Annotated in this window: 19 protein-coding genes and 1 pseudogene; 14 read left to right on the top strand and 6 right to left on the bottom strand. The window is 33.0% G+C overall.

Going from position 1 to position 26,344, the window contains the following annotated elements; translation table 11 throughout:
* Positions 1-5 precede the first annotated feature (5 nt).
* Positions 6-713 (bottom strand): DNA alkylation repair protein, encoded by a 708-nt coding sequence (locus ACSG5Z_RS16055; protein ID WP_088064009.1) that lies wholly within the window; start codon positions 711-713, stop codon positions 6-8.
* A 349-nt stretch (positions 714-1,062) separates the two neighbouring features.
* Between ACSG5Z_RS16055 and ACSG5Z_RS16060 the strand changes: the two genes are divergently transcribed.
* Positions 1,063-1,521, top strand: coding sequence for a hypothetical protein (locus ACSG5Z_RS16060; protein ID WP_088609319.1), 459 nt, complete (start codon positions 1,063-1,065; stop codon positions 1,519-1,521).
* Between the two features lie 184 nt (positions 1,522-1,705).
* On the opposite strand, the gene ACSG5Z_RS16065 is transcribed toward ACSG5Z_RS16060, so the two are convergent.
* Positions 1,706-2,938, bottom strand: a complete 1,233-nt coding sequence (locus tag ACSG5Z_RS16065; RefSeq protein ID WP_098201155.1) for an MFS transporter — start codon at positions 2,936-2,938, stop codon at positions 1,706-1,708.
* A gap of 225 nt (positions 2,939-3,163) precedes the next feature.
* Here ACSG5Z_RS16065 and ACSG5Z_RS16070 point away from each other — a divergent pair, with 225 nt between their 5' ends.
* Positions 3,164-3,745 (top strand): TetR/AcrR family transcriptional regulator, encoded by a 582-nt coding sequence (locus ACSG5Z_RS16070; RefSeq protein ID WP_435711740.1) that lies wholly within the window; start codon positions 3,164-3,166, stop codon positions 3,743-3,745.
* An 81-nt stretch (positions 3,746-3,826) separates the two neighbouring features.
* Here ACSG5Z_RS16070 and ACSG5Z_RS16075 read toward each other — a convergent pair whose 3' ends face one another.
* The 3 genes from ACSG5Z_RS16075 to ACSG5Z_RS16085 are packed head-to-tail and all read right to left on the bottom strand — an operon-like array spanning position 3,827 to position 5,137.
* Positions 3,827-4,273 (bottom strand): DUF7832 domain-containing protein, encoded by a 447-nt coding sequence (locus ACSG5Z_RS16075; protein WP_063220963.1) that lies wholly within the window; start codon positions 4,271-4,273, stop codon positions 3,827-3,829.
* Positions 4,274-4,299: 26 nt separating this feature from the next.
* Positions 4,300-4,614, bottom strand: coding sequence for a contact-dependent growth inhibition system immunity protein (locus tag ACSG5Z_RS16080; protein WP_435711741.1), 315 nt, complete (start codon positions 4,612-4,614; stop codon positions 4,300-4,302).
* Between the two features lie 43 nt (positions 4,615-4,657).
* Positions 4,658-5,137, bottom strand: coding sequence for a hypothetical protein (locus ACSG5Z_RS16085; RefSeq protein ID WP_435711742.1), 480 nt, complete (start codon positions 5,135-5,137; stop codon positions 4,658-4,660).
* A gap of 431 nt (positions 5,138-5,568) precedes the next feature.
* Between ACSG5Z_RS16085 and ACSG5Z_RS16090 the strand changes: the two genes are divergently transcribed.
* Both ACSG5Z_RS16090 and ACSG5Z_RS16095 read left to right on the top strand, forming a co-directional pair.
* Positions 5,569-7,353 carry an S-layer homology domain-containing protein gene (locus ACSG5Z_RS16090; protein ID WP_435711743.1) on the top strand — a complete coding sequence of 595 codons (1,785 nt, stop codon included), beginning with the start codon at positions 5,569-5,571 and terminating at the stop codon, positions 7,351-7,353.
* Positions 7,332-7,838: pseudogene (locus ACSG5Z_RS16095) on the top strand (CPBP family glutamic-type intramembrane protease); the annotation flags it as partial. The gene ACSG5Z_RS16090 and the pseudogene ACSG5Z_RS16095, both read left to right, overlap by 22 nt.
* 742 nt (positions 7,839-8,580) lie before the next feature.
* Here the strand turns inward: ACSG5Z_RS16095 and ACSG5Z_RS16100 are convergent.
* Complete coding sequence (locus ACSG5Z_RS16100; protein ID WP_157835323.1) at positions 8,581-8,757, bottom strand: SpaA isopeptide-forming pilin-related protein; 177 nt, start codon at positions 8,755-8,757, stop codon at positions 8,581-8,583.
* A gap of 752 nt (positions 8,758-9,509) precedes the next feature.
* On the opposite strand from ACSG5Z_RS16100, the gene ACSG5Z_RS16105 reads away from it, so the two are divergent.
* The 10 genes from ACSG5Z_RS16105 (at position 9,510) to ACSG5Z_RS16150 (ending at position 25,910) form a co-directional block, all read left to right on the top strand.
* On the top strand, positions 9,510-10,739 hold the full coding sequence (locus ACSG5Z_RS16105; protein WP_087984198.1) for a helix-turn-helix domain-containing protein: 1,230 nt from the start codon (positions 9,510-9,512) through the stop codon (positions 10,737-10,739).
* Positions 10,740-12,094: 1,355 nt separating this feature from the next.
* Positions 12,095-13,414, top strand: coding sequence for a hemolytic enterotoxin HBL lytic component L2 (gene hblC, locus ACSG5Z_RS16110; protein ID WP_088064481.1), 1,320 nt, complete (start codon positions 12,095-12,097; stop codon positions 13,412-13,414).
* Between the two features lie 62 nt (positions 13,415-13,476).
* Positions 13,477-14,697, top strand: coding sequence for a hemolytic enterotoxin HBL lytic component L1 (gene hblD / locus ACSG5Z_RS16115; protein WP_002128070.1), 1,221 nt, complete (start codon positions 13,477-13,479; stop codon positions 14,695-14,697).
* A gap of 36 nt (positions 14,698-14,733) precedes the next feature.
* A complete protein-coding gene (hblA, locus tag ACSG5Z_RS16120) occupies positions 14,734-15,861 on the top strand; it encodes a hemolysin BL binding component B (RefSeq protein WP_098145988.1) in 1,128 nt (375 codons plus the stop codon).
* A 325-nt stretch (positions 15,862-16,186) separates the two neighbouring features.
* Positions 16,187-17,584: a hemolysin BL regulatory component HblB gene (hblB, locus tag ACSG5Z_RS16125; RefSeq protein WP_435711744.1), complete on the top strand. Its 1,398-nt coding sequence runs from the start codon at positions 16,187-16,189 to the stop codon at positions 17,582-17,584.
* A gap of 693 nt (positions 17,585-18,277) precedes the next feature.
* The gene (locus ACSG5Z_RS16130; protein WP_435711745.1) at positions 18,278-20,683 is read left to right on the top strand and encodes a PAS domain S-box protein; all 2,406 of its coding nucleotides are present in this window, start codon (positions 18,278-18,280) and stop codon (positions 20,681-20,683) included.
* A 275-nt stretch (positions 20,684-20,958) separates the two neighbouring features.
* Complete coding sequence (locus tag ACSG5Z_RS16135; protein WP_435711746.1) at positions 20,959-23,175, top strand: binary toxin-like calcium binding domain-containing protein; 2,217 nt, start codon at positions 20,959-20,961, stop codon at positions 23,173-23,175.
* A gap of 370 nt (positions 23,176-23,545) precedes the next feature.
* The gene (locus ACSG5Z_RS16140) at positions 23,546-24,259 is read left to right on the top strand and encodes a response regulator transcription factor (RefSeq protein WP_002017159.1); all 714 of its coding nucleotides are present in this window, start codon (positions 23,546-23,548) and stop codon (positions 24,257-24,259) included.
* Positions 24,256-25,314, top strand: a complete 1,059-nt coding sequence (locus ACSG5Z_RS16145; protein WP_137015031.1) for a sensor histidine kinase — start codon at positions 24,256-24,258, stop codon at positions 25,312-25,314. The genes ACSG5Z_RS16140 and ACSG5Z_RS16145 overlap by 4 nt, the downstream gene beginning before the upstream one ends.
* A 98-nt stretch (positions 25,315-25,412) precedes the next feature.
* Positions 25,413-25,910, top strand: a complete 498-nt coding sequence (locus ACSG5Z_RS16150; protein ID WP_002017161.1) for a DM13 domain-containing protein — start codon at positions 25,413-25,415, stop codon at positions 25,908-25,910.
* The last annotated feature ends 434 nt before the right edge of the window (positions 25,911-26,344 follow it).

Raw genomic sequence — 26,344 nt, forward strand, 5'->3', positions numbered from 1 at the left:
CTTTTTTAACATCTTACATACTTACGTTTGAAACCAAGTCTGCCTCTATCAAGTTCTTTCTGAATACTTTCGGAAGCATTTAGCAAACTGCTTTTTTTATTATCACGTTTTACTTCAACTATACCAACTTCTTTTGCAATCTCGACTGCCTTTTCGTGTAGTGGCACATATGAAATTGCTACAGTGTTTAGAAAATTATTCATAGCGGATTTTGTTCGTTCTGGTGAATCATGGATCGTATTTTTTACCATTTCAAGCATAGTGGAAATTTTGCTTTCAGAAAACTCATTGTCTTTGCGATTTCCTAAAAGCCAGCAGTAGCAACTCCAGCCCGCTGACATTCGTAGCTCGTCTCCACTTGCAATCCATTTATCAGCAACATCTTGTGCAATATTTGATTCTGATAAAGTTACTGCCACCACATAATCGGACAACATATAAAAATATGCTCCGTCTATCCAGCGATCAAAATCAGACTCACTCATAGCTTTCGGATCTGCAATAATGCCTGCAAAATACATAGCATCGTAGTTGCCTGTCGCATACAGTTCTTCAGCTAACTCTTGGTTTAATTTTATTTTTTTAGCGATTGGTTTCATAGCGCCTGTAGCTACGCCGAAAACTGGCTCGTGCGCACCGTTAGATATGTATATTTTTTTCGTTCTTTCCTTACCGAGGGATTCAAGCTCTTGCATAACTGTTTTTAAATCCATAGCTGTGCACTTCCTTCCTTCATATAAAAATCATTTTAATTGCAATCATCTAGTTTAAATTTTTTATCATGTTTTCCATACTTCCTAATTTTAAATCTTATGTGAGTAGGATGTCTACTTTCTGTAATTTATCGATAATTCAGTTATTGATTTTGAAAGTCTAGCTATCTATAATTGTAAGGGTACTATATGAAAGTAGACGGGAAGGAAATACAGAAGTATAGCTTTTTACATAGATTGTTGGGATGAAAATAATATTTTACCTTTGGCTCTTTCTCGGTATTATCATGTTATTATTTGGAAAGGGGATAAATGGAATTTAAAGTTAAACATGTGAGGTTGGTTATAAGTGATAAAGAAATTTACTAGAGTAGTATTAACTGCAATTATGCCAATTGGTATGATTGCGGGTTGTGGAAATACTGAAAAAACTGAAGCAAAAGAGCCGAAAGCGGTACAATCGGAGAAAAAGGATTATACGGATTACTCGTATGGAAGCAAAGGTATAGTAGTAAGCGGCAAAGCGAAAGAACGTCAACAATACGAGGTTGGATATATGGATGACAATAAGTTAATTGGAATTGATGAAAATATTGAGGATTGTATTATTTTAGATAATAAAGATGAAGCAGGTCTCGTTTGGAAACAAATAGAGCGTGGGTCTATTATTGAAGTGCAATATGGTAAAGACCGCAATGATATTGTAGGCGTACAATTAGTAGGAGATCGTGAGCCATACGAAATTAGTGATAAGTTTGATCGGAATACGATAAACGAGATTGTCGAAAACGTTAAAGGGAATTTGTAATAGATGTACTTCGCTAGTATAGGATTTAGTATTATAAAATGATGAATCGCATATGTGAAAATTTAGAATCAACGGCATTTTTTATATGAAAATGCCGTTGATTTGTGTTAAAAAGTAAATGCTATTCTATAGTCTTGTAGAAAAACACGTATGAAACATAAATGAATTATTCTTCTTTTAGCTGTTATGATCGCCGTAAGGTTATTATCCAAAATAAAAGAGCACAAGCACTAACAGATACACCTAATATGCATACTCCATCCCAACCATATTTTGCATACGTATTTGTTGAAAGAATTGCACCTGTTGCACTACCGATAGAGTAAAAAATCATGTAACTGGCAGTGAGTCGACTTCTCGCTTCAGGACGCACTGTGAAAAGCATACTTTGATTGGTGACATGTACAGCTTGCACCGCTAAATCTAAAAGGATAATTCCGAAAATTAGTAATAATAGAGAATGGTTAATAGATTTAATTAGGAGCCATGAAAGTACTAATAATGATAAGGCTATGCCAGTTGTTCTTTGTCCGAATCCTTTATCAGCTAATTGTCCAGCTTTAGTAGCAGCTAATGCACCTGCAACTCCAGCAAGGCCGAATGCGCCAATAGCTGTATGAGATAGATTATGTGGTGTAGCACTTAGAGGTAATACTAAAGAAGTCCATAAAATACTGAATGAAGTAAAAATGAGAAATGCTAGTATTCCGCGAACGCGTAAAAGTCGTTCTTCTACAAATAATAAGAGAACAGAGTGTATTAATTTTCGGTAAGACATAGTTGTCACTTTTTTTAGTTCAAGAGTTGGTAAGTTCCGATGTAACAAAACAGTTACGAAGAGTAAAAGAATAGCGGAGGTGAGATAAACGGATCGCCATCCAGCTAAATCTGTTAATGTGCCTGCAAATGTACGAGCAAGGAGAATACCTATTACAACGCCACTTGTAACGAAACCTACTATGCGTCCACGTTCTGCTGGATTAGCTAAAATTGATGCATATGCGACGAGTGTTTGCGTAACCGTTGCAAGAATACCTACTAAGGCCATACCTATAAAAAGTACGGTGCTTGAGGAAGCGCACCCGATTATAATTAAAGCGAAAACAGATAAAAGCATTTGGAGAATTATTATTTTCTTTTGGTTTAATAAATCACCAAGTGGAACTAATAAAAGTAAACCGAGTGCATAACAAACTTGAGTAATAGTAATCACAATACCGATAGTTGAATGACTCATCTTAAATTCATTTGACAATGAATCAAGTAGTGGATGAGCAAAGTATATGTTTGCTACAGCCATCCCACAAGCGATTGCGAATAATAGAGTCATATAGCGAGACATGGTTGCATGAACAGGTGAATGTATCTGAGTGTGAGTATGTTTTAGAATGGGCATCATTTTTTCTTTACTATTCATAAAAACAGCTCCTTTTTGCATTACTTACAAATAATGTACCGAACGGTATGTTATTTGTAAGTAAAATATAATCTCGAAGAAACATATATGTCAAGTTTATTTTGAGTTAATTATAATTTTTTTGACATGTCGTTTATAATCTAATACGATATATAACATACTGATTGGTACATAAATGACGATGTGTAATCTTAATAACTAGATATAGAAAGGATATGGTTTTAAATGGCACGACTACGCGAATTTGATGAAGAAAAAGCTTTGGATGCTGCTATGCAACTTTTTTGGGAGAAGGGATACGCAGCTACTTCATTAAGCGATTTAACTGCAAAAATGGAAATACAAAAGCCGAGTTTATATTCAGCCTTTGGTGATAAAGAGGGTTTATTTGAAGCGGCATTAAGGAGATACACAAATTTACATGCGGCTAATATACGAACAAAACTTCAAAACGAACAATCTGTAAAAGGAGCAATTCGGACGTTTTTTGAAAATATGGTGGAAGAGGAATATAAAAAAGAGTTCAGTAAAGGTTGTTTTTGTATTAACACAATGGTTGAACTTGCTCCTCATAATGAAAAATTTGAAGTACTGACTAGAGAACATCAAATGTATCTTGCAGTTATTTTTCAAGAATTAATTACGAAGGGAATACGATCAGGTGAACTGCAAAGTGATTTGAACGCTAGAGCATTAGCGCAAACATTAGTCACGTCCTTAATTGGATTAACAGTGTTAATGAAATCACGTCCAGAACGTTCCGTTATAGAAAATTCGATATCGATAATAGTATCGTTAGTAAAATGATCTTTGGGTGAGGTGTTAATCAGCAAATTAGATATTAAGAAAGTCGATTCCTTATTAAAATAAGAAATCGACTTATTATAATTATTTATTTTGTAAGTTGTCTTTCCAAAAATTATAGCTATTATCAATAACGTTTTTTAATTTGAAATAGTTTTCCCAAGTATCTTGCACATGGTAGAGAGTTTCGCCTTCGTCTATAAAAACATCACTGTAATCATTTATATATTTCCAGTCCTCGTCATGGTTAAAGTAGTACTTTGCGAATTGGTTGCCCTCATCATTTAACATGTCGTCTGCTAAAACGCCATCCCAGTTCATATAAATTTCTGTGCCAGTCATTTGTTTAAGTTTAAACTGATTAATTTCGTCTTGAGACTCTTCTTCAAATTCTTCACTAAATAAATTATGTTCAAGTATCCATCCTAAAAACATACCAGTATGTACAAAAGCTTGGTCAATTGGTAAGTCCTCAGGGAAATCACCTTGATAATGGTACTTCGCTTTATCATAAACGATCGTATTTAACAATTAGGTCATCCCCTTTAATGTATAATCTAATAAACTTGTATGGTTTGTTTTAATATTTCAACTATGTTTTCAAGCCATTCTACCGGTGTGATTTCTAGCCCTTCAAAATATATCCTATCTGCTGAATATCGAATGTACGCTTGTTTTTCTTCAATGCTATAATCACTTTTTAGAAATTTAGATAGAAAAACAATAGAGTCTTGTAAATATTCCTTGTGTGCCTCTTCTAATAATTCTTTAAGTGCTTCTTCGTAGAAAGTATCTTGATGGAAAGTGCCAGCTTGAAATTGGAAAACTTCATCATCTTCCATATTTTCTATTCGTAGCATACTCATACTCATACTCATCCTCCTTGTTTCGTATGTAGTGATATTTCACAATTAATTAATCTAGAATAATTAATTGTGAAAATAAACTTTCTATGTCTTTAGCATCTTTCTTGAAAAATTTAAGTATGCGTGCCATAACGTAGTAATTTTCCCCGCCACGCTCTGATACTAGAACATTCTTTTCGTTTTCTTTTGTCACTTCATTTTCTAATACAGAGTAGATGTGTTTGAAATCGCCTTTTTCAAATACTACACAACATGTTAATAATGCTATGCTGTAGTAATAGCCAATAACATCATACATATCAAATTGATTATTTGGCATTAAATCTAATTGGTAAGAGTGTACTGTATTGGCAACGAGTCTAGTTATTCCTTCAGATTCAATAAAAGGTTTCATACGTAAGCAGTGATTTTTATTTAGTGGTGCATGAGCAAAAGATTTTAACTTATTAACTAGTTTCTTTACAATTTTTTGGTCTTCTTCATTTAATGTATCAATATTAGTGAGTAAAATATGAGCAATTTCTTCCATATAAAAACTCCTTTCAATGTAAAAAGATGACAACTATATTATAGCGAAAAATTGAAAAATGTTAGTATTTTCAAATAGGGAAATTACATTAAATCAGGATCTAATTAATAGATACATAGTATTTATGAAAAAACATAAAGGTCCTTCTTGGTGAAGAAAATCAGTAAAAGGTATCCTAATCTATTTTTTGAGAAGTAGTAGTGTGTAAGGGGATAAGTATTTTTGACGGCAATTGCAATTGGTTATAAAATAATGTCTGTTAAGGGATTTTCTAGAAACTATCATTCGCCTGCTGGGGGTAAAATGAAGTGTTTATAAAAAGGCGAAATAAACATATTTTTATACATAGTAGATTCATAGTCTTTCACTAATGAGAAAATAAAGGGAGGTTGAGATACTTACACGAACAGTGTAGGGTATCGATTACAGCAATGAATAAAATTATAAAAAAAAGAGTAATTGCACTATCAACAAGTTTAGTAATGTTAGGGAGTGCACCTTTAGCGATATCAGCAGAAGAGAGCAAAAACCTTCAAACGGATCAACTTCGTATCGCACAAGGGGAACGTGGAACGAGCGGATTAAGTTATTCGAATTTTAATCTAGAAACTCCAGATCACATGCAAATTAACGAAGCAGAAGTATCAGAAAACGAGAAAATACTTCTAGAAGAATATAAGCATAAACATGATGAAACAGAAGAACTAAATAAAATGAAGGAAGCTAAAAAAGGTCAAGTAGCAGAAGATGAAGCTATTTCAAACATTGAAAAGGCATTTGAACATGTAGACGGTAAAAATGATGGCTCTACTCGTGAAATGAAGCCGGTTGAAAAGCCAAGAGCCATTCAGTATAGTGCATCGATGACTACAAAGAAATATGGAACACTTGCAGGTACTCCATTTGTAGAGTGGATTGTTCCAGCAGGAAATCCTGATATTCGCCCTGCTAATCCGATGAAAGCACGCTACATTACAATTCACGAGACTGCAAACACAGCCCGTGGTGCGAATGCTGAAAATCATGCGAAATATTTGTATAAACAAGCAACGGAAGGTACGTTCCGAACAGCTTCATGGCATTTTACTGTAGACGACAAACAAATTTATCAGCACTTACCAGCAAATGAAAATGGATGGCATGCAGGAGATGGCGATGGCTCAGGAAATAGAGAGTCTATCGGTATCGAAATTTCAGTTAACCAAGATGGAGATTACAATAAAGCGTTAGAGAATGCAAAGAGACTTGCAGGTTATTTAATGAACAAAGAAGGTATTAGTGCGGATCACATTTACAGGCATCAACAATGGAGCGGAAAAAACTGTCCTGATATTTTAATTTCGCGTGGGAATTGGACTGGCTTCGTACAAGGTATTCAATGGTATGCAAATGTTAATGCGCAAATTGACTCGCCTTTACAAGAAAGAGATGAGCTATTTGATTCAAATGAATATAATCCAGCTGAACCTAATATGGAGCTTGTAGTGAATGGTGACGGTATAAACGTACGTAGTGGCGTAGGACTTGAGCATCATATTGTTCGTAAAGCTTCAAACGGAGATCGTTACAAAGTGTTAGCAGTTAAAAATGGTTGGTATAAAATAGGTAATGATGAGTGGATTTTCTATAACCCAAGTTGGATTAAGATAAACTATAATGTGCCAAATAAAGAAGTGCAAAAACCAAAAGATGATATTACAGGTGGATGGTTTGAAGGGCATATTCGTAAGCTGAACAGCCTAGGAATTATGCACGGTGAAGGAAATGGTGTATTTGCGCCTTATCGTAATGTAACGAGAGCTGAGTTTGCGACATTAATCTCAAATGCTCTAAAGCTACCAGAAGGAAATAAGTCATTTGTAGATATTAACAAAGCGCATCCATCACTTCATAGCGGTATTAAACGTAGTGCAAGTGCAGGAATTATTAACGGTCGTGGCGGAGGGATTTTTGATCCTAACGCATCTATCACACGTGAAGAAGCATCTATCATGATTGACAACGCATTACAGTATAAAGGTGTTACAGGTAAATTAGTCGCATTACCATTTACAGATCAACATTTGATTACATACAAACAGCCAGTTCAGCGGTTATATAGCTTAAAGGTAGTTACAGGTGTTGGAAATAATGAGTTTAATCCTAAAGGGACAACAACTCGTGGTGAAGCAGCTGCCTTTTTAGTGAAGATGTTATACTTGGACTTCAGTATGTAACGGCACCATTCAGTTTCATTTATCTAGTAGTATTGAGCGGTATTTTCGGAAGTTTGCTTAACTTAATCCCAGTTTTGGGAGAAGAAATGGGTTGGCGAGGTTATATGCTCACAAGGCTAGTCGATGCAGAGTTTTCACGGCCTATCCTTATTAGTGGATTGATTTGGGCAACGTGGCATGTTCCAATAGTTGTTGCTGGCCTATATGTAGGGGGACCATCTGTCGTTCTTTCAGTACTGGGTATCTATCTTTGTATTGTACCATTTGGTTATATTACAGCTTGTTTACGACTTATCACAGGTAGCATTTGGCCTTCGGTTATTATCCATGCTACTTGGAATGCTATTATTCAAGGACCTTTCGCACGTGCAAGTACAGGGTATCAAACTGAGATTTGGATTGGAGAATCTGGCTTGATAACCGCCCTTATTATCTTGATTACGGCAATAATTGTGTCTCGGATAATAAGATTTACTAAATATTGATTTTTCACATAAATTTTTAAAAAATGATTGTGAATCAGAAAAACGGACTCTCAGATTGCTTTTTAAGGGTTTTTAGCGGTCGTGTGAATGTCATATGTATCGATAAGGATTAAATTTCACACGATTGAAAACAGGGTGTTTAAACGTCATTTTGTTTTTATTCGTAATTTTAAATCTGAAATACTGAAGCCAATGTAATACAATTTCATTGGCTTCAGTATTTTGATTCTTAACTAAAAATAGAGTGGAAAATTAAAGGTGTCATATATATTAATTAAAAGTAGCATACAAAGAATGCTTAAGTGACATTTCTTTTGTTATAGAATAAACAAATCCTGATATTGCAGTAACTATTATTTTGAGGTCAATTTACTGTGAAATAAGTGTCTAATGTCTACTATTAATTTGGATCTATGTGACTGCATCTCTTAATTAGGGGTGTTGTTTTTGTTAAGTAATAGCCATTGTACTTAGAAAATAAATAATATGTTTATGTGATGGAGTAATAAAGCTAGGTAGCATAAAGATTGATACTACAAAGATTAACAACATATAAAAAAATATTTATATGTTGTGTCACCGCTGCTATCCCTAATGATTTTTGAATCTATTTATTTCTTCCGCTTTTGCGGAAACTAAAACTAATGTTGCGACCAGTAATATAGTGCCAATTAGATAAAAATAGTTGGCACTATATCGTCAGTATTTTTAATATTCCATTCGCTTTTTGTGTTTTCTATTTTTATTTTTGTACTGATGATAAGACCTTTCCCTCAATTAGATCTTTAAATAACGTAGACCTATTTGGTGCTTGAATTTCTTCCAACGTGAATTTTCCGAAGCACAGTGGTTCAGAAATAGCTTTATCATTTTCATCTGCTGTTAAATTTTCGACTTCTTTATTATCTTTGTCAAAAATTTGGAATACAGCAGTTTATCAGTTTTATATTCGAATTTGCAGCATCCACTTTTTTAATCTCAGTTTGTCCAAGTGATTGAATTTTTGGCTGTTAGTTCTTACGGTGATACAGTATCTCCTTGGACTTTCACTGTATTTTTAATCTTTTTTCCAGCTTGTCCCTCGCATGGAGTACCATTGTATGCCACTCTGTATGTGTCACATCCCAAAATTCTTCGTTTTCTTTTCCTACATTAAATTTACTTTTGTCTGTATCGAATTGTATCTGTCACTGTTTAGCCTACTATTTGTAATGTACCTGGGGCATATTCTAGTTCGTCTGGCAATGTATCCGCAAAGGCTAGATTTTTCGCAGGATTAGCAAGAAGCTATTACTTACTAGAGTTGTATACTCCAATCATCCCTTGTTTCTGTATTTTGTAGGTTCTTCACTGTTTTCCCAAGTTCTATGATTAGATCTTGGAGAATTAAGAAACGACCTCAGCTCATTTCATTGTCGTTGAGAAAATTATAAGAAAAGAATCTATTTCTTTCACACTTTTCCTAACTACTCTGCTATTTAGATGCTACTTACAAATAAATAATATATGATTTTCATAAAAAAAATATAGTAATATTTTGTCGTGAATTGTACTAATTTGATATTTTATAGTAATATTTTGTCGTGAGTTATACCTGACGAAAAATAATTTATGAATTTATACAGGAACGATGTAAAAATTTATCAGTAATCTAATTAAGAGGAGAAGGTAATGAATAATTCAATCGATATACAACACTTGTGTGATCTCGCACATAAAGCCTTTAATGTACCTGTTCACATTTTATCCACAGACAAAAAAATCTTATATCATTCTAATTCTGAGGATATTTGTAGTCCTTTTTATTCTTCTAAAGAAGAACATCTTAGTGACATTTATCAAGAAAATGATCCCTATAATTTGCCACTTTTCAGATGTAACAGTTATCTTGAAAATTTCATCCTAATTCATATAGAAAATCATGATTATATAAAAGGGACTATAATAATTGGCCCCACTATATATCCAAAGGGATCGGATGATGTAACCTTTAAACTTCGAAAAGAATTTAACTCAAATAATAATATTCAAGAAAGACTAACCTATTTTCAATCTCTACCTGAGGTTAAAAAAGCTTCTTTAATTGATATGGGAATTTTATTGCATTACATGATTTTCAATGAAAAGTTAGATGTTGATATTGTTGTAGAAAAAAATAAAGTGTTAGAGGAAGTTCCCTATAAAATTGTGAAACCTGATCTATATATTTTAAAACGTCAACAAAATAAACCAAAAACTCACAACATGGCATTAGTACATAATTATTTTTCAGCAATCAAAGAGGGAAATAAAAAGAAGTTGTTGCAATATATGTATGCAGTTTCGCAGGAAGATACTGAATTAATTTTAACAGCGGATCCACTCAGAAACCAAAAAAACCATGGGATTATTGCGATTACTTTAGCTACTCGATATGCGATAGAAGGTAATCTCCCACCAGACATTGCTTTTGCTCTTAGTATTTTGTATATCCAAACCATGGAACAACTAGAGAACGTGGACTCTGTAAGGCGATTGTCAGGAGATGCCTTACGTACTTTTGCAGATCGAGTGAAAGAATTCAATGCGCAAAAATTTTCAAATGCGGTTACTACATGTATGAACCATATTAGTAAAAATGTTTACGATGGAATATCTCTCAATGAACTCGCTAATCATTTGGATATTACGCCTACTTATTTATCTAAATTATTTAAAAAAGAAGTGGGAATTCCTTTAAGTGAATTTATTCAAAGGGAACGAGTGGAAGAAGCAAAAAAATTATTAACACTCACTACATATCCACTATCAGATATTTGTGCTTGGCTTAATTTTAACGACCAAAGTTATTTTACAAGGGTTTTTAAAAAATCAACTAACATGACACCTAGACAGTATCGTGAAAAATATACCGTAATATAAGCTTAGTATCAGTTTCTTGTGAAAAAACTTTAATATACGCGCAAGTAACTCTAAAACTTGAGCATACTGTTTCTTTTACTCTAGAAAGGGTATGTGATTGATCTAGAAAAGGAATATGTATTCAAATAGATCTTGAAGAGTCCATGAAACATTTAGTGAAGCCAAAGGACAAGGGTAAGATTTATAACATGTTGTTAATTTTAAAGAGTACACTATCCATTATTTTTCTAAGGAGATAAAAAAACAGAAGGCTGCAAAGGTTCTTTTCGAGAAAGCTTTGCGGCTTTTTTTATATTTTAAAACCCATAGTTATAACGAGGAATAAGTTTATAGATTAATATCTTCATGTTAAGTATTTAATAATAGTGATATTAGGGACTATTACATAAAGTTTAATAATATAACATATATCACTTGATATATCTATATTATATGCAATTATACATAACCAAATAAAAGGAAAAAAGTATAAAAAAACCTATTAAATTATTCTATAAGTATTTTTTAAAAAATAAAATTGCTTGGTTGAGCTAAAATGGTTATTTACTAACCGTATACACTTTACTTTGTAATCATTACAATTACAGAGCTGTAATTCTTAATTAATTATATTGGTATAATTAATTAGAATCGTATTTTTACTTAATAGTTAAATTATCGAGCTCAATCGACAAAATTTTGCTATTTACGCATTGGAAATTTAATGTTTTAATGAACAACATAACTGGTATGACCACACAGAAGGGAGAAGAGCAAGCTAATAGAGATAGAGGTTATTAAATTTGCAAGTAACATTATGTTGTGAATAACTTTCTTAATAATCAGTTTATTTTTAAGGTATTTAGAATCTCAAAAGTAGTATTTTTGTAAAAATGGGTTTTAAGTTTCTACATAGCAAAAGTGAATTTATTCCGCAATAAAAGTATAAGCGATGTACAGTATAATTTCATCTTTTGTAGTCTTGTAAGGCTATTGCTGACAAAACTAAAAACCATATTATGAAATTGATATTAAAAAAAGGTCATGACAGGATTAACTCTAGAAGCAATGGTTATCTATCTTCACGGATCTGTAAGTTAAACAGCAGCTCTAAGGGGGAAATAATATTTTACTACTCATTGGGCAGCTAATTCAAATATAGCTGATGAATTTTTATCGTTTACTATTTGAAAAATAGAGTATCTAAATGAGAGGGAAGTAAAATCCTTAGATCCTCTTAGAAGTAAATAATAACGATAACACCCTATCCGAAAGACTTCCCATTCCCCATGCGTGTGCAAGGAGAGAGCCTAGCGCTAGGGCATACAAGTTATATGAATCAAGTTATAAAAAACAATGGTAAAGGAGTGTACGGAATGAAAAATAAAATAATGACAGGATTTTTAATAACATCCATTGTAACTGGAGCAACTATTCCTATCAATACTCTCGCAGCACCAATCGTTCAAGCAGAAACTCAACAGGAAAGCATGGATATTTCTTCATCATTACGAAAATTAGGTGCGCAATCTAAATTAATCCAAACGTATATTGATCAATCTTTAATGAGTCCTAATGTACAGCTAGAGGAAGTCCCAGCTTTAAATACCAATCAATTCCTAATTAAACAAGATATGAAGGAATGGTCATCGGAACTCTATCCACAGTTAATTCTATTAAATTCAAAAAGTAAAGGATTTGTAACGAAATTTAATAGCTATTACCCGACATTAAAATCGTATGTAGACAATAAAGAAGATAGAGAAGGATTTTCGGATAGACTTGAAGTTCTTCAAGAAATGGCTATGACGAATCAAGAAAATGCGCAACGACAAATTAATGAATTAACAGATCTTAAATTACAGCTTGATAAAAAATTAAAAGATTTCGATACTAATGTGGCAACTGCGCAAGGCATATTAGGTACAGATGGAACAGGAAAAATAGATCAGTTAAAAAATGAAATATTAAATACCAAAAAAGCAATTCAAAATGATTTACAACAAATTGCATTAATACCAGGAGCTTTAAATGAGCAGGGATTTGCTATATTCAAAGAAGTTTATAGTCTTTCAAAAGAAATTATTGAACCGGCTGCTCAAGCAGGGATGGCAGCGTATAACAAAGGAAAAGAAATTAACAACTCTATTCTAGAAGCGGAGAAAAAAGCGGCGCAAGAAGCGACAGAACAAGGTAAAACTGCTCTAGAGATTGAATCGGCCAAAAAAGCAGCTCGTGAAGCAATTGAGAAAAGCAAACAAGGTGAAATAGCTGCAGCTGCAGCCGCAAAAACGCAAGAATATGACCTGATGAAAGCCATTGATACTGAAAAGATTAAGAAAACATTTGGTGTCTTCGCAGAAGTAAATAAACTAACAGCAGAGCAGCGAGCATATTTAGATGACTTAGAGAAACAAAACCAAAAAATATATGATTTAACAACGAAACTATCAATAGCAGATTTACAAAAATCAATGCTTCTTCTTTCACAAAATGATTTGCATACGTTTGCAAACCAAGTAGATGTAGAACTTGACCTACTAAAGCGCTATAAAGAAGATTTGGATCTAATAAAAAATAACATTACAAAATTATCTACTAATGTTGATGCAACTAACGAGCAGTCTCAAAAAGATACATTAAGACAATTAAAAAATGTAATAAGTTACCTTGAAGAACAGGTATATAAATTTTGATATTACGTTTTTCAAAAAAACTATAAAGATTATAAGAATCTAGCGAAAGAAGGAGAATAGTTATGAAAAAATTCCCATTCAAAGTGCTAACTTTAGCCACTCTGGCAACGGTTATAACTGCTACTACTGGTAACACTATTCATGCATTTGCACAAGAAACGACCGCTCAAGAACAAAAAGTAGGCAATTATGCTTTAGGTCCCGAGGGACTGAAGAAAGCATTGGCTGAAACAGGGTCTCATATTCTTGTAATGGATTTGTACGCAAAAACAATGATTAAGCAACCGAATGTAAATTTATCTAATATCGATTTAGGATCAGAAGGAGGGGAGTTGCTCAAAAATATTCACCTTAATCAAGAACTGTCACGAATCAATGCGAATTATTGGTTAGATAAAGCGAAGCCACAGATTCAAAAAACAGCTCGTAATATTGTAAATTACGATGAACAATTTCAAAATTATTACGACACTTTAGTAGATACTGTACAAAAGAAAGATAAGGCAGGTCTAAAAGAGGGCATAAGTGATTTAATTACTACAATTAATACAAATTCAAAAGAGGTTACAGATGTAATTAAGATGCTACAAGACTTCAAAGGGAAACTATATCAAAATTCTACAGATTTTAAAAATAATGTTGGTGGTCCAGATGGCAAAGGTGGATTAACTGCAATATTAGCAGGTCAACAGGCAACGATTCCGCAACTTCAAGCTGAAATTGAGCAACTTCGTTCTACTCAGAAAAAACATTTTGATGATGTATTAGCATGGTCAATTGGTGGTGGATTGGGAGCAGCTATTTTAGTTATTGCAGCTATTGGAGGAGCAGTTGTAATTGTTGTAACTGGTGGTACAGCAACACCAGCTGTTGTTGGTGGACTTTCAGCTCTTGGAGCAGCTGGTATCGGTCTAGGAACTGCGGCGGGTGTCACGGCATCTAAGCATATGGACTCCTATAACGAAATTTCTAACAAAATCGGAGAATTAAGTATGAAAGCAGATCGTGCTAATCAAGCAGTTCTTTCGCTTACTAACGCGAAAGAAACATTGGCATATCTATATCAGACTGTAGATCAAGCGATATTATCTCTAACAAATATTCAAAAGCAATGGAATACAATGGGCGCAAATTATACAGATTTACTGGATAATATCGATTCTATGCAAGACCACAAATTCTCTTTAATACCGGATGATTTAAAAGCTGCTAAAGAAAGTTGGAATGATATTCATAAAGATGCAGAATTCATTTCAAAAGATATTGCTTTTAAACAGGAATAGAACTGAAAATTAAAACCTAAATTGGAGGAAAATGAAATGATAAAAAAAATCCCTTACAAATTACTCGCTGTATCGACGTTATTAACTATTACAACCGCTAATGTAGTTTCACCAGTAACAACTTTTGCAAGTGAAATTGAACAAACGAACAATGGAGATACGGCTCTTTCTGCAAATGAAGCGAGAATGAAAGAGACCTTGCAAAAGGCCGGTTTATTTGCAAAATCTATGAATGCCTATTCTTATATGTTAATTAAAAATCCAGATGTGAACTTTGAAGGAATTACTATTAATGGATATGTGGATTTACCTGGTAGAATTGTACAAGATCAAAAGAATGCAAGAGCACATGCTGTTACTTGGGATACAAAATTAAAAAAACAGCTTTTAGATACATTGACTGGTATTGTTGAATATGATACAACATTTGATAATTATTATGAAACAATGGTAGAGGCGATTAATACAGGGGATGGAGAAACTTTAAAAGAAGGGATTACAGATTTACGAGGTGAAATTCAACAAAATCAAAAGGTTGCACAACAACTAATAGAAGAATTAACTAAATTAAGAGACTCTATTGGACAAGATGTTAGAGCATTTGGAAGCAATAAAGATCTCTTGCAGTCGATTTTAAAAAACCAAGGTGCAGATGTTGAAGCCGATCAAAAGCGTCTAGAAGAAGTATTAGGATCAGTAAACTATTATAAACAATTAGAATCTGATGGGTTTAATGTAATGAAGGGTGCTATTTTGGGTCTACCGATAATTGGCGGTATTATAGTGGGAGTAGCAAGAGATAATTTAGGTAAGTTAGAGCCTTTATTAGCAGAATTACGTCAGACCGTGGATTATAAAGTAACATTAAATCGCGTAGTTGGAGTTGCTTATAGTAATATTAATGAAATGCACAAGGCACTTGATGATGCTATTAACGCTCTTACTTATATGTCCACGCAGTGGCATGATCTAGATTCTCAATATTCGGGCGTTCTAGGGCATATTGAGAATGCAGCTCAAAAAGCAGATCAAAATAAATTTAAATTCTTAAAACCTAATTTAAATGCAGCGAAAGACAGTTGGAAAACATTAAGAACAGATGCTGTTACATTAAAAGAAGGGATAAAGGAATTAAAAGTGGAAACTGTTACTCCACAAAAATAGGGAAATATTAATTCTGTTGCAAAGTGAACCATAACATAGAGAGTCTATGATTACACTGTTAAACAGTAAAGCGTTAATTAATAAATCCTTATATATTAAAAAGGCGGAGTCTCATTAAAGACTTCGCCTTTCACTTATATATAAGTTATATCCAAATAAAAAGATAGCCATGTAGTTTACTTGTTTTTAAAAATTTGTAACAGAATCGATTAATAGAGGACAGGTTATATAGATTTGCTTAATAATATTGAATCTATGCAACTACATCGTCTTTTAATAAGAATAGGACTTGAAATCAAACTCTATACAGGAGGAATAAGAAAAGATGAAAAAAAAACCTTATAAAATACTGGCTGTATCAGCATTTTTAATTATGACAACTACCTATGCAGTCACACCAGTAGCAACCTTTGCAATTGAAACTGAACAAACGAACACTGGAGATATGTCTCTTTCAGCAAATGAAGAAAAGATGAAAAAAACTGTACAAGATGCTGGGTTATTTGCAAAAGCTATGAATGAATATTCTTATTTGCTAATTAATAATCCGGATGTGAGTTTTGAAGGAATTTCTATTAATGGGTATGCAGATTTACCTAGTAAAATTGTACAGGATCAAAAGAATGCAAGAGCACATGCTGTTACATGGAATACAAAATTAAAAAAACAGCTTTTAGATACATTGACCGGCATTATTGAATACGATACAAAGCTTGAAAATTATTATGAAACATTAGTAGAGGCGATCAATAATGGAAATGGGGATACTTTAAAAAAGGGGATTACTGATTTAAGGGGGGGAATTCAACAAAATCAAAAGTCTGCAAAAGCATTAATAGAAGAATTAACTAAATTTAAAAACGCTATTGGAGAAGATGTTAGAGTATTTGGAAGCCATAAAGAGACCTTGCAATCGATTTTAAAAAACCAAGGAGCTGATGTGGAGACTGATCAAAAGCGTTTAGATGAAGTTTTTGGACAAGTAAACTATTATAAGAAATTAGAATCTGATGGATTAATAATGGTGAAAATACCTTTTATCCCCACGCTTATTTCTGGTGGCATAATGATAGGTACTGCTAGAGATAATTTAGGTCGATTAGAGCCTGCTTTAGCAGAATTACGTAAAACTGTAGATTATAAAATTACATTAAATCGTGTAGTCGGAGTTGCATTTCATAATATTAGTGATATGCATAGTACGATTGATAGTGCTATTACTGCTCTTACTTATATGTCCACACAATGGGATGATTTAGACTCTCAATATTCGGGTGTACTGGGGCATATTGATAAAGCTGATGAAAAAGCTGATCAAAATAGATATAAATTTTTAAAGCCTAACTTGAATTCAGCTAAAGATAGTTGGAAAACATTAAGAACAGATGTTGTCACATTACTAGAAGGCATAAAAATTGCAGAGAAGAAAGAACAGGATTTTATGAATCTACTTCTTCCATCAAACGTTTTTTACTTTTATAAAAAAATCCATAACGCATACACTTTTGAAATAAGGACTGGAACAAATGCACCAAATGCGTCTTATAAAGTTATGAATTTAACTAAAAACACTGTTCATCATATGTGGAGTGGAGGTGCTAGTACAAGCATGTGGGCTGACTGGCTTTCATTCAATCCAAATGATGAATTTGCGGTGGTAGCAGTAGTGGATGGGAAAGAATATGTTGTGTATAAAGACAAAGTAGAAAATATAATGAACTGAATCTGAAAGTAACGAAGTAATTGGAGCTGGACAATAAACTAGACACCAAGTTAATTGAAAAATTGCAATGGCATATATCTCCTTATATCCTAGAATAATTTGCTCAAGAAAAAGAATTTGTTCAGCGAAAAAGTAAATATTGAACCAAGGAGTTAGTTGTATTATGTGTATGGTTTTACCGAAAGGTTTCAAGTACATTACTCATACAATTATGTAGTTATCCTGAAGCATCTACAGGTGTTCTTATCGACCTTGAAGAACTACTTAGCTTCCTAAGTGGAGTGATTTTATGCAAAATTAAGTGAACGTTTTTGTACATAGATTAGTTGACATTTATATAGTTTTTTTCCATTTTCAAAGATAGTTTTGTTTTTTATGTTATTTTTCAAAAATTACTGCTGAAATTTCTATATTCATGACTCAGCATATAATCATTGTTTGATGAAATGACATACCACGTCCCTTAGAGTTTCAGACATATTACGATAACTTAAAGAAAAAAGATAATAGTAGTCAACGGTTACTATTATCTTTTTTGAACTATTTTTCATTAAAATATCTCATCTGCTGTGCTCCTTATTTACTTTTCTAGATTTTATCCTAGTTTAAAATTTATGCATTTGAACTGTTTATACAATTTGTAGGATTTTTAGCTTTTTTGTCGAATACACTTAATGCAAGGAGGGACATTACATGATTATTAAAGACTATTTCATCAATCTTTCTATTTTTTCTTTATTAGTTAGCGCAGCGATATTTATTCAAGTGTTTTTGATTCATTCCAGGCGATATTTCGAAAAATTCTATGGAGGGATTATTGCAGTTACTTTGATGCTCTTTTCTTTTCCATACATGGGATTTTCCTACGATCTTCGAGTTGTTCCTCTTATTCTATCTTTTATTTACTTTGGTCGCATTGCTGGTTGGATTACATTAATTAGCATTATTATAATGCGTATCTTTTACATTGGAGGTTACTGGGAACCTCCTGTGATTGCTTATTTAGGTTTGGGTATCCTATTTTTTACTTTTAAAACATATTTTAAAAACCTTCATCCTTTTAAAAGTGCATCTTTATATTTTTTTGTTTTTGTCGGAATAAAGTGGTTAGTTGGTGTATTCTTTAATACTAAGTTACTTTACACTGGAGGCTTATTATATATAGCTTTAGGGCTTTTAATTGGGCTATTTCTTATGGAAGCCTACCAGAGATTATATTATTTAACACAGGACTTATCTAAAATGAATCGGGAATTAAAAAAATCCAAGCAAGAACTCACAGATACCGTACATGAGCTTCAAGGAGGGATTTTTAAATTTAAAAAAGTGGGTAAGCACTTTATACACACTTTATGTGATGGACAGTTTTATTATCAAAAAGGATTTTATTCTGAACAGGTGGTAGGGAAAAGCTTACGGACTATTGATGCTTCTATTGTTCCACCACATTTAGTTCCACAATTGATGAAGTATTATCTTCAGGCATGGGAAGGGAAAGAAATTATATTCGAATTACCCTGGCCAGATGATAAAACGATTATTCTTATTGCACTTAGGCCGATTAAACGAAATGGACAAGTTATGGAAGTTGTTGGTTCTATAGTCGATATAACCGAAAGGAAAAAGGTAGAATCAGAATTAAGAGCTACCAAAGAATTACTAGAATCATTTATAAAGCATAATGTAGATGCTATTACCATTTCTGATCGAGAAGGGCATATTTTACAAGCAAATAAAGCTTATGAAAAGATATTTGGATGGTCATTACAAGAAATCATAGGTAAGAGATTACCCTGTGTACCAGATTTCTTAATGGAAGAATCACTTAAGAATATTCAGAAAATTCTAACAGTAGAATCCGTAGTTACCAGATTAGAAACTGTTAGACGACGTAACGATGGAAGTCTTCTTGATGTCAGTCTGACAGTTTCTCCTATACTAGACGTAAGAGGAAATGTGATAGCTTTATCTGCAATATGTAGAGACATCTCTGAAAGAAAACAAGCAGAAAGAGAACGACAGCGATTACACCAACAATTAAAAGATAGTGAAATGAAGTACCGTGCACTAATCGAACAAGCAACTGATGCAGTATATGTAGTAGAGCTGAATGAAAATCATGTTCCAAGTCGATTCATTGAGGTAAACCCTGTTGGTTGTAAAAGATTTGGATATAGTAGAGAAGAGCTGCTCTCGTTACCATTTCCAAATGTAGTACCACAAGATTCTAAAATGATTGTAAGGTTGTTAGAAAAAATTAGAGAGGGACAAACTTCCTTCACTTTGCAAGATGAATATGTTTTTCCAACAGGAAAAATAATAACAACTGAGTTTAGTGTCCGTGTTTTTAACTTAAATGGTAAAAAAGTTTTCCTAAGTATTTCTCGTGATATCACTGAACGGCTAAAAACAGAAGAATTACTACGGAAATCTGAAAAACTTGCTGTCGTAGGACAATTAGCGACTGCAATGGCTCATGAAATTAATAATCCATTAACCGCAATGAAAGGGTTTATGCAATTACTAAAATCAACGGAAACTGAGAATAATCGGGGTTATATAAATATAGTATCATCAGAGATTGAGCGTATAGAAAGTATTACTAATGAATTTATGGCGGTAGCCAAACCACAGGTGGTAAAGATACAACCTAATGATATTAGTGTGCTAATGGATCAAGTTTTAATGCTACTGCAACCTCAAGCAATGATGAATAATATAAAAATTAGAATTGATTTTACACCTGGTATTCCACTGATTCCATGTGAAGGAAATCAATTAAAACAAGTATTTGTTAATATTATAAAAAATGCAATTGAATCCATGCCAACAGGAGGAGAAATTTTGATTCAATTTGATAAACTTGATAATAATCAAATAAGGATTCGCTTTATCGATCAAGGATGTGGGATTCCAAAAGAACGTATACCATATTTAGGAGAACCTTTTTACAGTATTAAGGAAGAGGGAATCGGCTTAGGATTAATGGTCTGTTATAAAATTATTGAAACACACCAGGGGAAGGTATTTATTGAGAGTGAAGTGAATAAGGGGACTATAGTTGAAGTCACTCTCCCAATTTGCACACTTCAAAATTAATACATTCTTTTACTGAAATTTTGTAAGTTAGTGAGCAGTTAGCTTTGGCTAGCTGCTTTTTTGTATATATTGTAATTGATTCTTCATATTACGGCTTTTTGATGTTTCATATATATATTTTATGGCTTTTAAAAACTCTGTAAGTGTTTTGTAATATTTACGAGAGACTTTTTTAACAGTTATGAGAGAGAAAAGAAAGATTTGTTATATATGATGAAATTAATCTTACTAGTAGGTGTTCTAATGGATCTAGAAACAAAGGAGGAAAAATAACAATGAAACAATTGAAGCCAGCAATTAGTGTATTAGGTAGTGTATCGATGGCACTGACTTTAGCATCTCCTGCTTTAGCAGATGTAAAACAACCGAATCCAGGAGGTACAGTTGAAATATTCAAAGAGAATGCAGATGTAAAAAAAGAAGATAAGAATTTCACGCTCGGATCTGATGGAGAAATAGGTTCACTCATTACACAAAACATTGAAATGGCAAACAACGATTGGGATAAAGATGGTATTTCCAACGACTTAGAGATTAATGGATATAAAATTGAATTCAATTCACAAACTGGAAAAAATGAAGCGAAAGCATGGGATCCCGAGAAGGATAAAGGGAAACCAAAATTTATATCGAATCCTATGAATGCAAATACGGATGGTGATCCTTTTACTGATATGTATGAGGTTGAGAATTATAACAACGATTCTGATACTAATTTCAATCCGATAGTTGCCAACATGCCGAATTTGCAAATTGGTGTCAAACGAATTGAAGTAATTCCTATTGCAACCATTACGGATAATAATGGTGGATCAGTTAGTAGAGGATGGGAAAAAAGTGTATCTACACAACATTCATTTAATGTAGGTTTAAGTGGTTCAGGTGGTGTAGAAGGCTCAGCAGCCGGTCCTGTTCCTTCCGGAAGTGTTTCAGCAAATGTGGGATACGGATATTCAAAAACAACTACGGAAACGGAGAGTTATACAAATAATTTTGATTGGTCTACTGCAACAACTGTGGATACAGCGAACGCAGCAAAATTACGTGTACATTTGGAATATAAGAATGTAGGAACAGCATCCGCTGAAAATGTTTCGCCTCATTTTAATATTCGTTTAGGAAACAAAATTATTAATACTGTAAAGGCAACACAAGATCGTTATAAAGCAAACTATTTAAGTACAGAAAAAGGTGGACGGAATAAAACAGAAGTAGTAATTGACAGTTTAGAAGGACAAGCAGATGCGAATATTGTCTTATCTTTGGATGAATTGAAAGCTGTTGAACAAGGGGAACTTCTTTCGATTGAAGTTTTACCTACAAGTACAATGGATTTATCTATTGAAAAAGGTGAAGAAATTATGCATTTGGGGGATTCAGGGAGATATGAGTCTAGAGTAAATGCAGCTACTGAACAATTAGAAACAGATATAGGAAATATACCAAAGTTTAGGGCATATACTCCTAAAGACAAATCTCTTGCTGATAAGCCAGTTTTATCCTATAACGAAGTTTTTCAACAGGTAAATATAGATACGAAAAAAGTAAATCATATTGTAAACAAGGCTAAAAGTACTAATAACGTATCAGTGGTTTCAGCTAATAATGGAACTGATGCATTGAACGATTTAAAAGCGGGACAGGGAGATCGCGGTTATTTACATAAAGACTCTGTACACGGAGCTTTTGCAAAACTACAGCACCCAACATTAGTAGAAGGTAGTTATGATTCTGTGACGCAAAAGATTAGGGCAACAATTTTACCTGGTTTATTTGGAGTGAGTAAAGATATTCCTACTACTTATAGTAAGAAATGGAATGCTCCGTCACAAACAGTAACACTGGTTAAACGTGAAAATGGATTTACATATGAGTCTAGAGAAAATATACACCCTATTAAATCTGAAATTGCTGCGCACAGAAAAGTTACATTTGAAATCAATGACGCACACAATCTAACGCCTACACAAAAGATTGATACTGAAATTAAAGCTAATAAAGAATTTGAAGATTATGTAGTAGATAATTCAGGTGAATTTGTTACAGAAGGAGTTCCTTATACCGTGGCTTCATATGGAAATACAGCTTATTTGGGAAGTCATCATGCAGGGAATAAATGGGAGTATCTTTGGGCTGAAAAATCTAGCGATGAAAAAGTGAATGTAATTATTGAAAGAGTAGGTCAACCTAAACCTGGAAAACCAATTAAAAAGGATGAAGAGGTATTAATTAAATTTCAAAATCCTATTTATTCAGATTATGCATATTTAAAACTTCAAGATAGTTATATCCATTTAGATCAAAAACAGAACGCAAGTACTTTTAAATTTAATCATGCATATCCAAAGAATTTCACTGGACACCATAAGCAATGGAACATACTATCTAATGGTAATAAGTTAAAGGTAGGATATTTAATCGATTATATGAAATATGGTAATGGAGAGAATGGGACTGATACTATAGCATGGAATCTATCAAGAGTTCAGTAATAGGTAACAGTTCTGTTGCTAAGTTTGAAAAGAGAACCGGAAATGAATTGTATCTGAAAAGTTAGATGCAAAAATTTAGGTTACTATTAAGGAATGAGTTCGATGTTGAATCGGACTCATTCCTTTTAATTTATATATGATTTAGAAACTACTATTTTAAATACTTATCTAGTCATATAAGTAATCAAATGTTAAGATTACTATCTGTATTACATGATTTATTTTCCGAATTTTCATTCGTTTCGAGGGTGAAATGTGGAATTCTGATTTATTTATGTGATTAGTTTTTATATCTTTACCTATAAAGATATTTTTATTGGATAATAGAAAAAATTTTTTGTTATTGGTGAAAAAGAAGTGAGGATAGTATATGAAGAAAAGAATTTTAATCGTAGAAGATGAAGAAAATATTCGAGAAGTATGCAAACGGTATTTAGAAAGAGAAGAATATGAAGTTTATACCGCTGTAAATGGTAAAGAAGGTTGGGATTTATTTCTTACACATCAACCAGATTTAATTATATTAGATTTGATGATGCCAAAAAAAGATGGATGGGAATTATGCGAGGAAATTCGTCAACAATCAAATGTCCCTATTATTATGTTAACTGCTAAGGGAGAGGAAAGGGATCGAATTTTAGGCTTAACAATGGGGGCAGATGATTATTTAACAAAACCATTTTCCCCTCGTGAATTAGTATTAAGGGTTCAAATTATACTAAGAAGAGGAAGCCATGTACAAATACAAGCGAAAGAATCCTTATTGGAAGTGATAGAGTTTCCAGATTTAAAAATATATCCAAAGACAAGATATGTACTTGTTTGTAATAAGGAAGTGGAGTTAACGGTGAAAGAGTTTGAGGTACTTTATCTCATGGCAAAGCATCCAAAACAAGTATTTTCTCGCTCGCAGCTTCTTGAATTAATTTGGGATTTTGGACATGAAGGGGCATCAAACACAGTTACTGTGTTAGTGAGTCGTTTACGTGAAAAGCTCGAGAAGCATACGATAAAGAATCGTTGGATTCATACGGTTTGGGGTATAGGATATCGCTTTGAACCAAATGGAGGAAATGAAACATGAGATTACGTATTCAATTGTTACTCATGAATCTATTAAGTACTAGTATTATGGTAATTGCTATATGGTATAGTGATACGAAAATGTTACTTGAACCGGAACAAACGCGGTTATTAACAGTAATTGCATTTGTGGCATTCATTATTTCAACGTTTATTTATTGGTTAATGACACGTCCTATCATGAGATCTATACAAAATTTAATAAAATTGACGAAACAATTTAGTGATAGACACTTTGAAACGATGTATATAATTGGGCAAGAACCACGTGAGTTTAAAGAATTGGCAACAGCCTTTCAACAGATGGCAAAAAAATTAGAAGAAGGGTTTACTAAGTTAGAGGAACAGGAAAACTCTCGTAAGGAGCTAATTACCAATATCTCACACGACTTACGAACACCTATGACTAGCATGCAAATGATGATAGAAGCATTACAAGATAACCTGATTGAAGATCCTGAAATGAAAAAGCAATACTTAGCAACGGTTTTAAAAGAAATAGAAAGATTAAATGGATTAATTAACGACTTATTTGATCTTTCAAAGTTAGAGTTTGAGCAAGTAGATTTTCACCCAAGTTTCACACATTTAGATAAAGTTCTATTAGATGTATTAGAGTCACATTCTGTCTTATTAGGAAACAAACAAATCCATGTGCAATTGGATGTCCCTGATACATTACCTCGACTTTTGATTATGCCTTGTAAAATAGAAAGGGTCATAGGTAATTTATTACATAATGCAATTCGATATTCTCCTATCTCTGGAACAATTGAATTGACTGTAGTGGAAAATAAACCAACTCAACAGGTCCAATTCACTTTGCGGGATGAAGGAATGGGAATTTCTCCAAATGATCAATTACGCGTATTTGAACGTTTTTTTAGAACAGATCGATCAAGAAGTTCACAATCTGGAGGTTCCGGACTTGGATTAGCTATTGCAAAATCATTGATTGAAATGCACAAAGGGGAAATTGGTGTACGGAATCGCGCAGATGGTAAGCAGGGAAGTGAATTTTGGTTCACTCTTCCCATCACATCAGTAAAAAAATAAGACGGCTGAAAGACTTTTGTAACATTTACGTTAGAAAAATGAAAGACCTTCTTGTTAACATACTACTACACAGTATGTTACAGGAGGTTTTTTACTTTATGAAAAGAAAATATGTATGGCTTATAGGTGGTTTGATAATTGTATTGGGGATTTTATGGTCATTGTTCCGACCAGAGAAATTATTTATTGATAAGCACGTAAATGAATCATTGCCACAAGCAGAGATACAATCAACTGAAGTAAGGCAACAAAGTGATCGAGTAATAAGGGAAGGTCAGTTTCAAAACGGTGTCCATGAAACAACTGGAACGGCAAAAATTTACCAATTAGCGGATGGAAAACGTGTTTTACGACTTTCTGATTTTGCAACATCTAATGGGCCAGATGTACGAGTTGTATTAGTTCCTACAAATCGCTTAAAAAATAATGAAGACGTGAAAAACTATCAGTATATTGAATTAGGAAAATTAAAGGGAAATAAAGGAGACCAAAATTATGAAATTCCTGAAGGGATAGATGTAAGTGAATATGGTTCGGTTTCTGTTTGGTGTAAAAGATTTAATGAAAACTTTGGTGCGGTTTATTTTAATAATTAAATATGAACTTAAAATTTCCTCTTACAGGCAAAATTCATCGGGGTAATGATAATAGTTGCAGCGGACTTAGTTGCTAAGAAGGGCACTCATAAGAGTGTTTTTTTCATATTCTTCAATTTTTGTATATTTTAGAGCTATTGGACGTTTACGGAGAGATTTTATTTAGTGTGGAAGCGTATTGTCTGTGAATAGAAGGATGAATAATATGTTACAGGAAAACATTACTCTTTTATAACTTAATTTTGAAGGAACATATACTTTTTTCATTTATCGGCTTGTAAAGAAGTATGGAAATTAAAGTTTATAATTTAAAAGTCAGCTTAAAGATGCAATAAGCAATTTGAATAGTAATCTTAAGTAAATAAAAAAGAGAGAGGAGCATCGATGAGCTCTTCTCTCTTTTTAAATCTAATTAGGGTTTCCATAACTGTAAA

The organism is Bacillus pretiosus (assembly GCF_051294775.1).
Classification (GTDB): domain Bacteria; phylum Bacillota; class Bacilli; order Bacillales; family Bacillaceae_G; genus Bacillus_A; species Bacillus_A wiedmannii.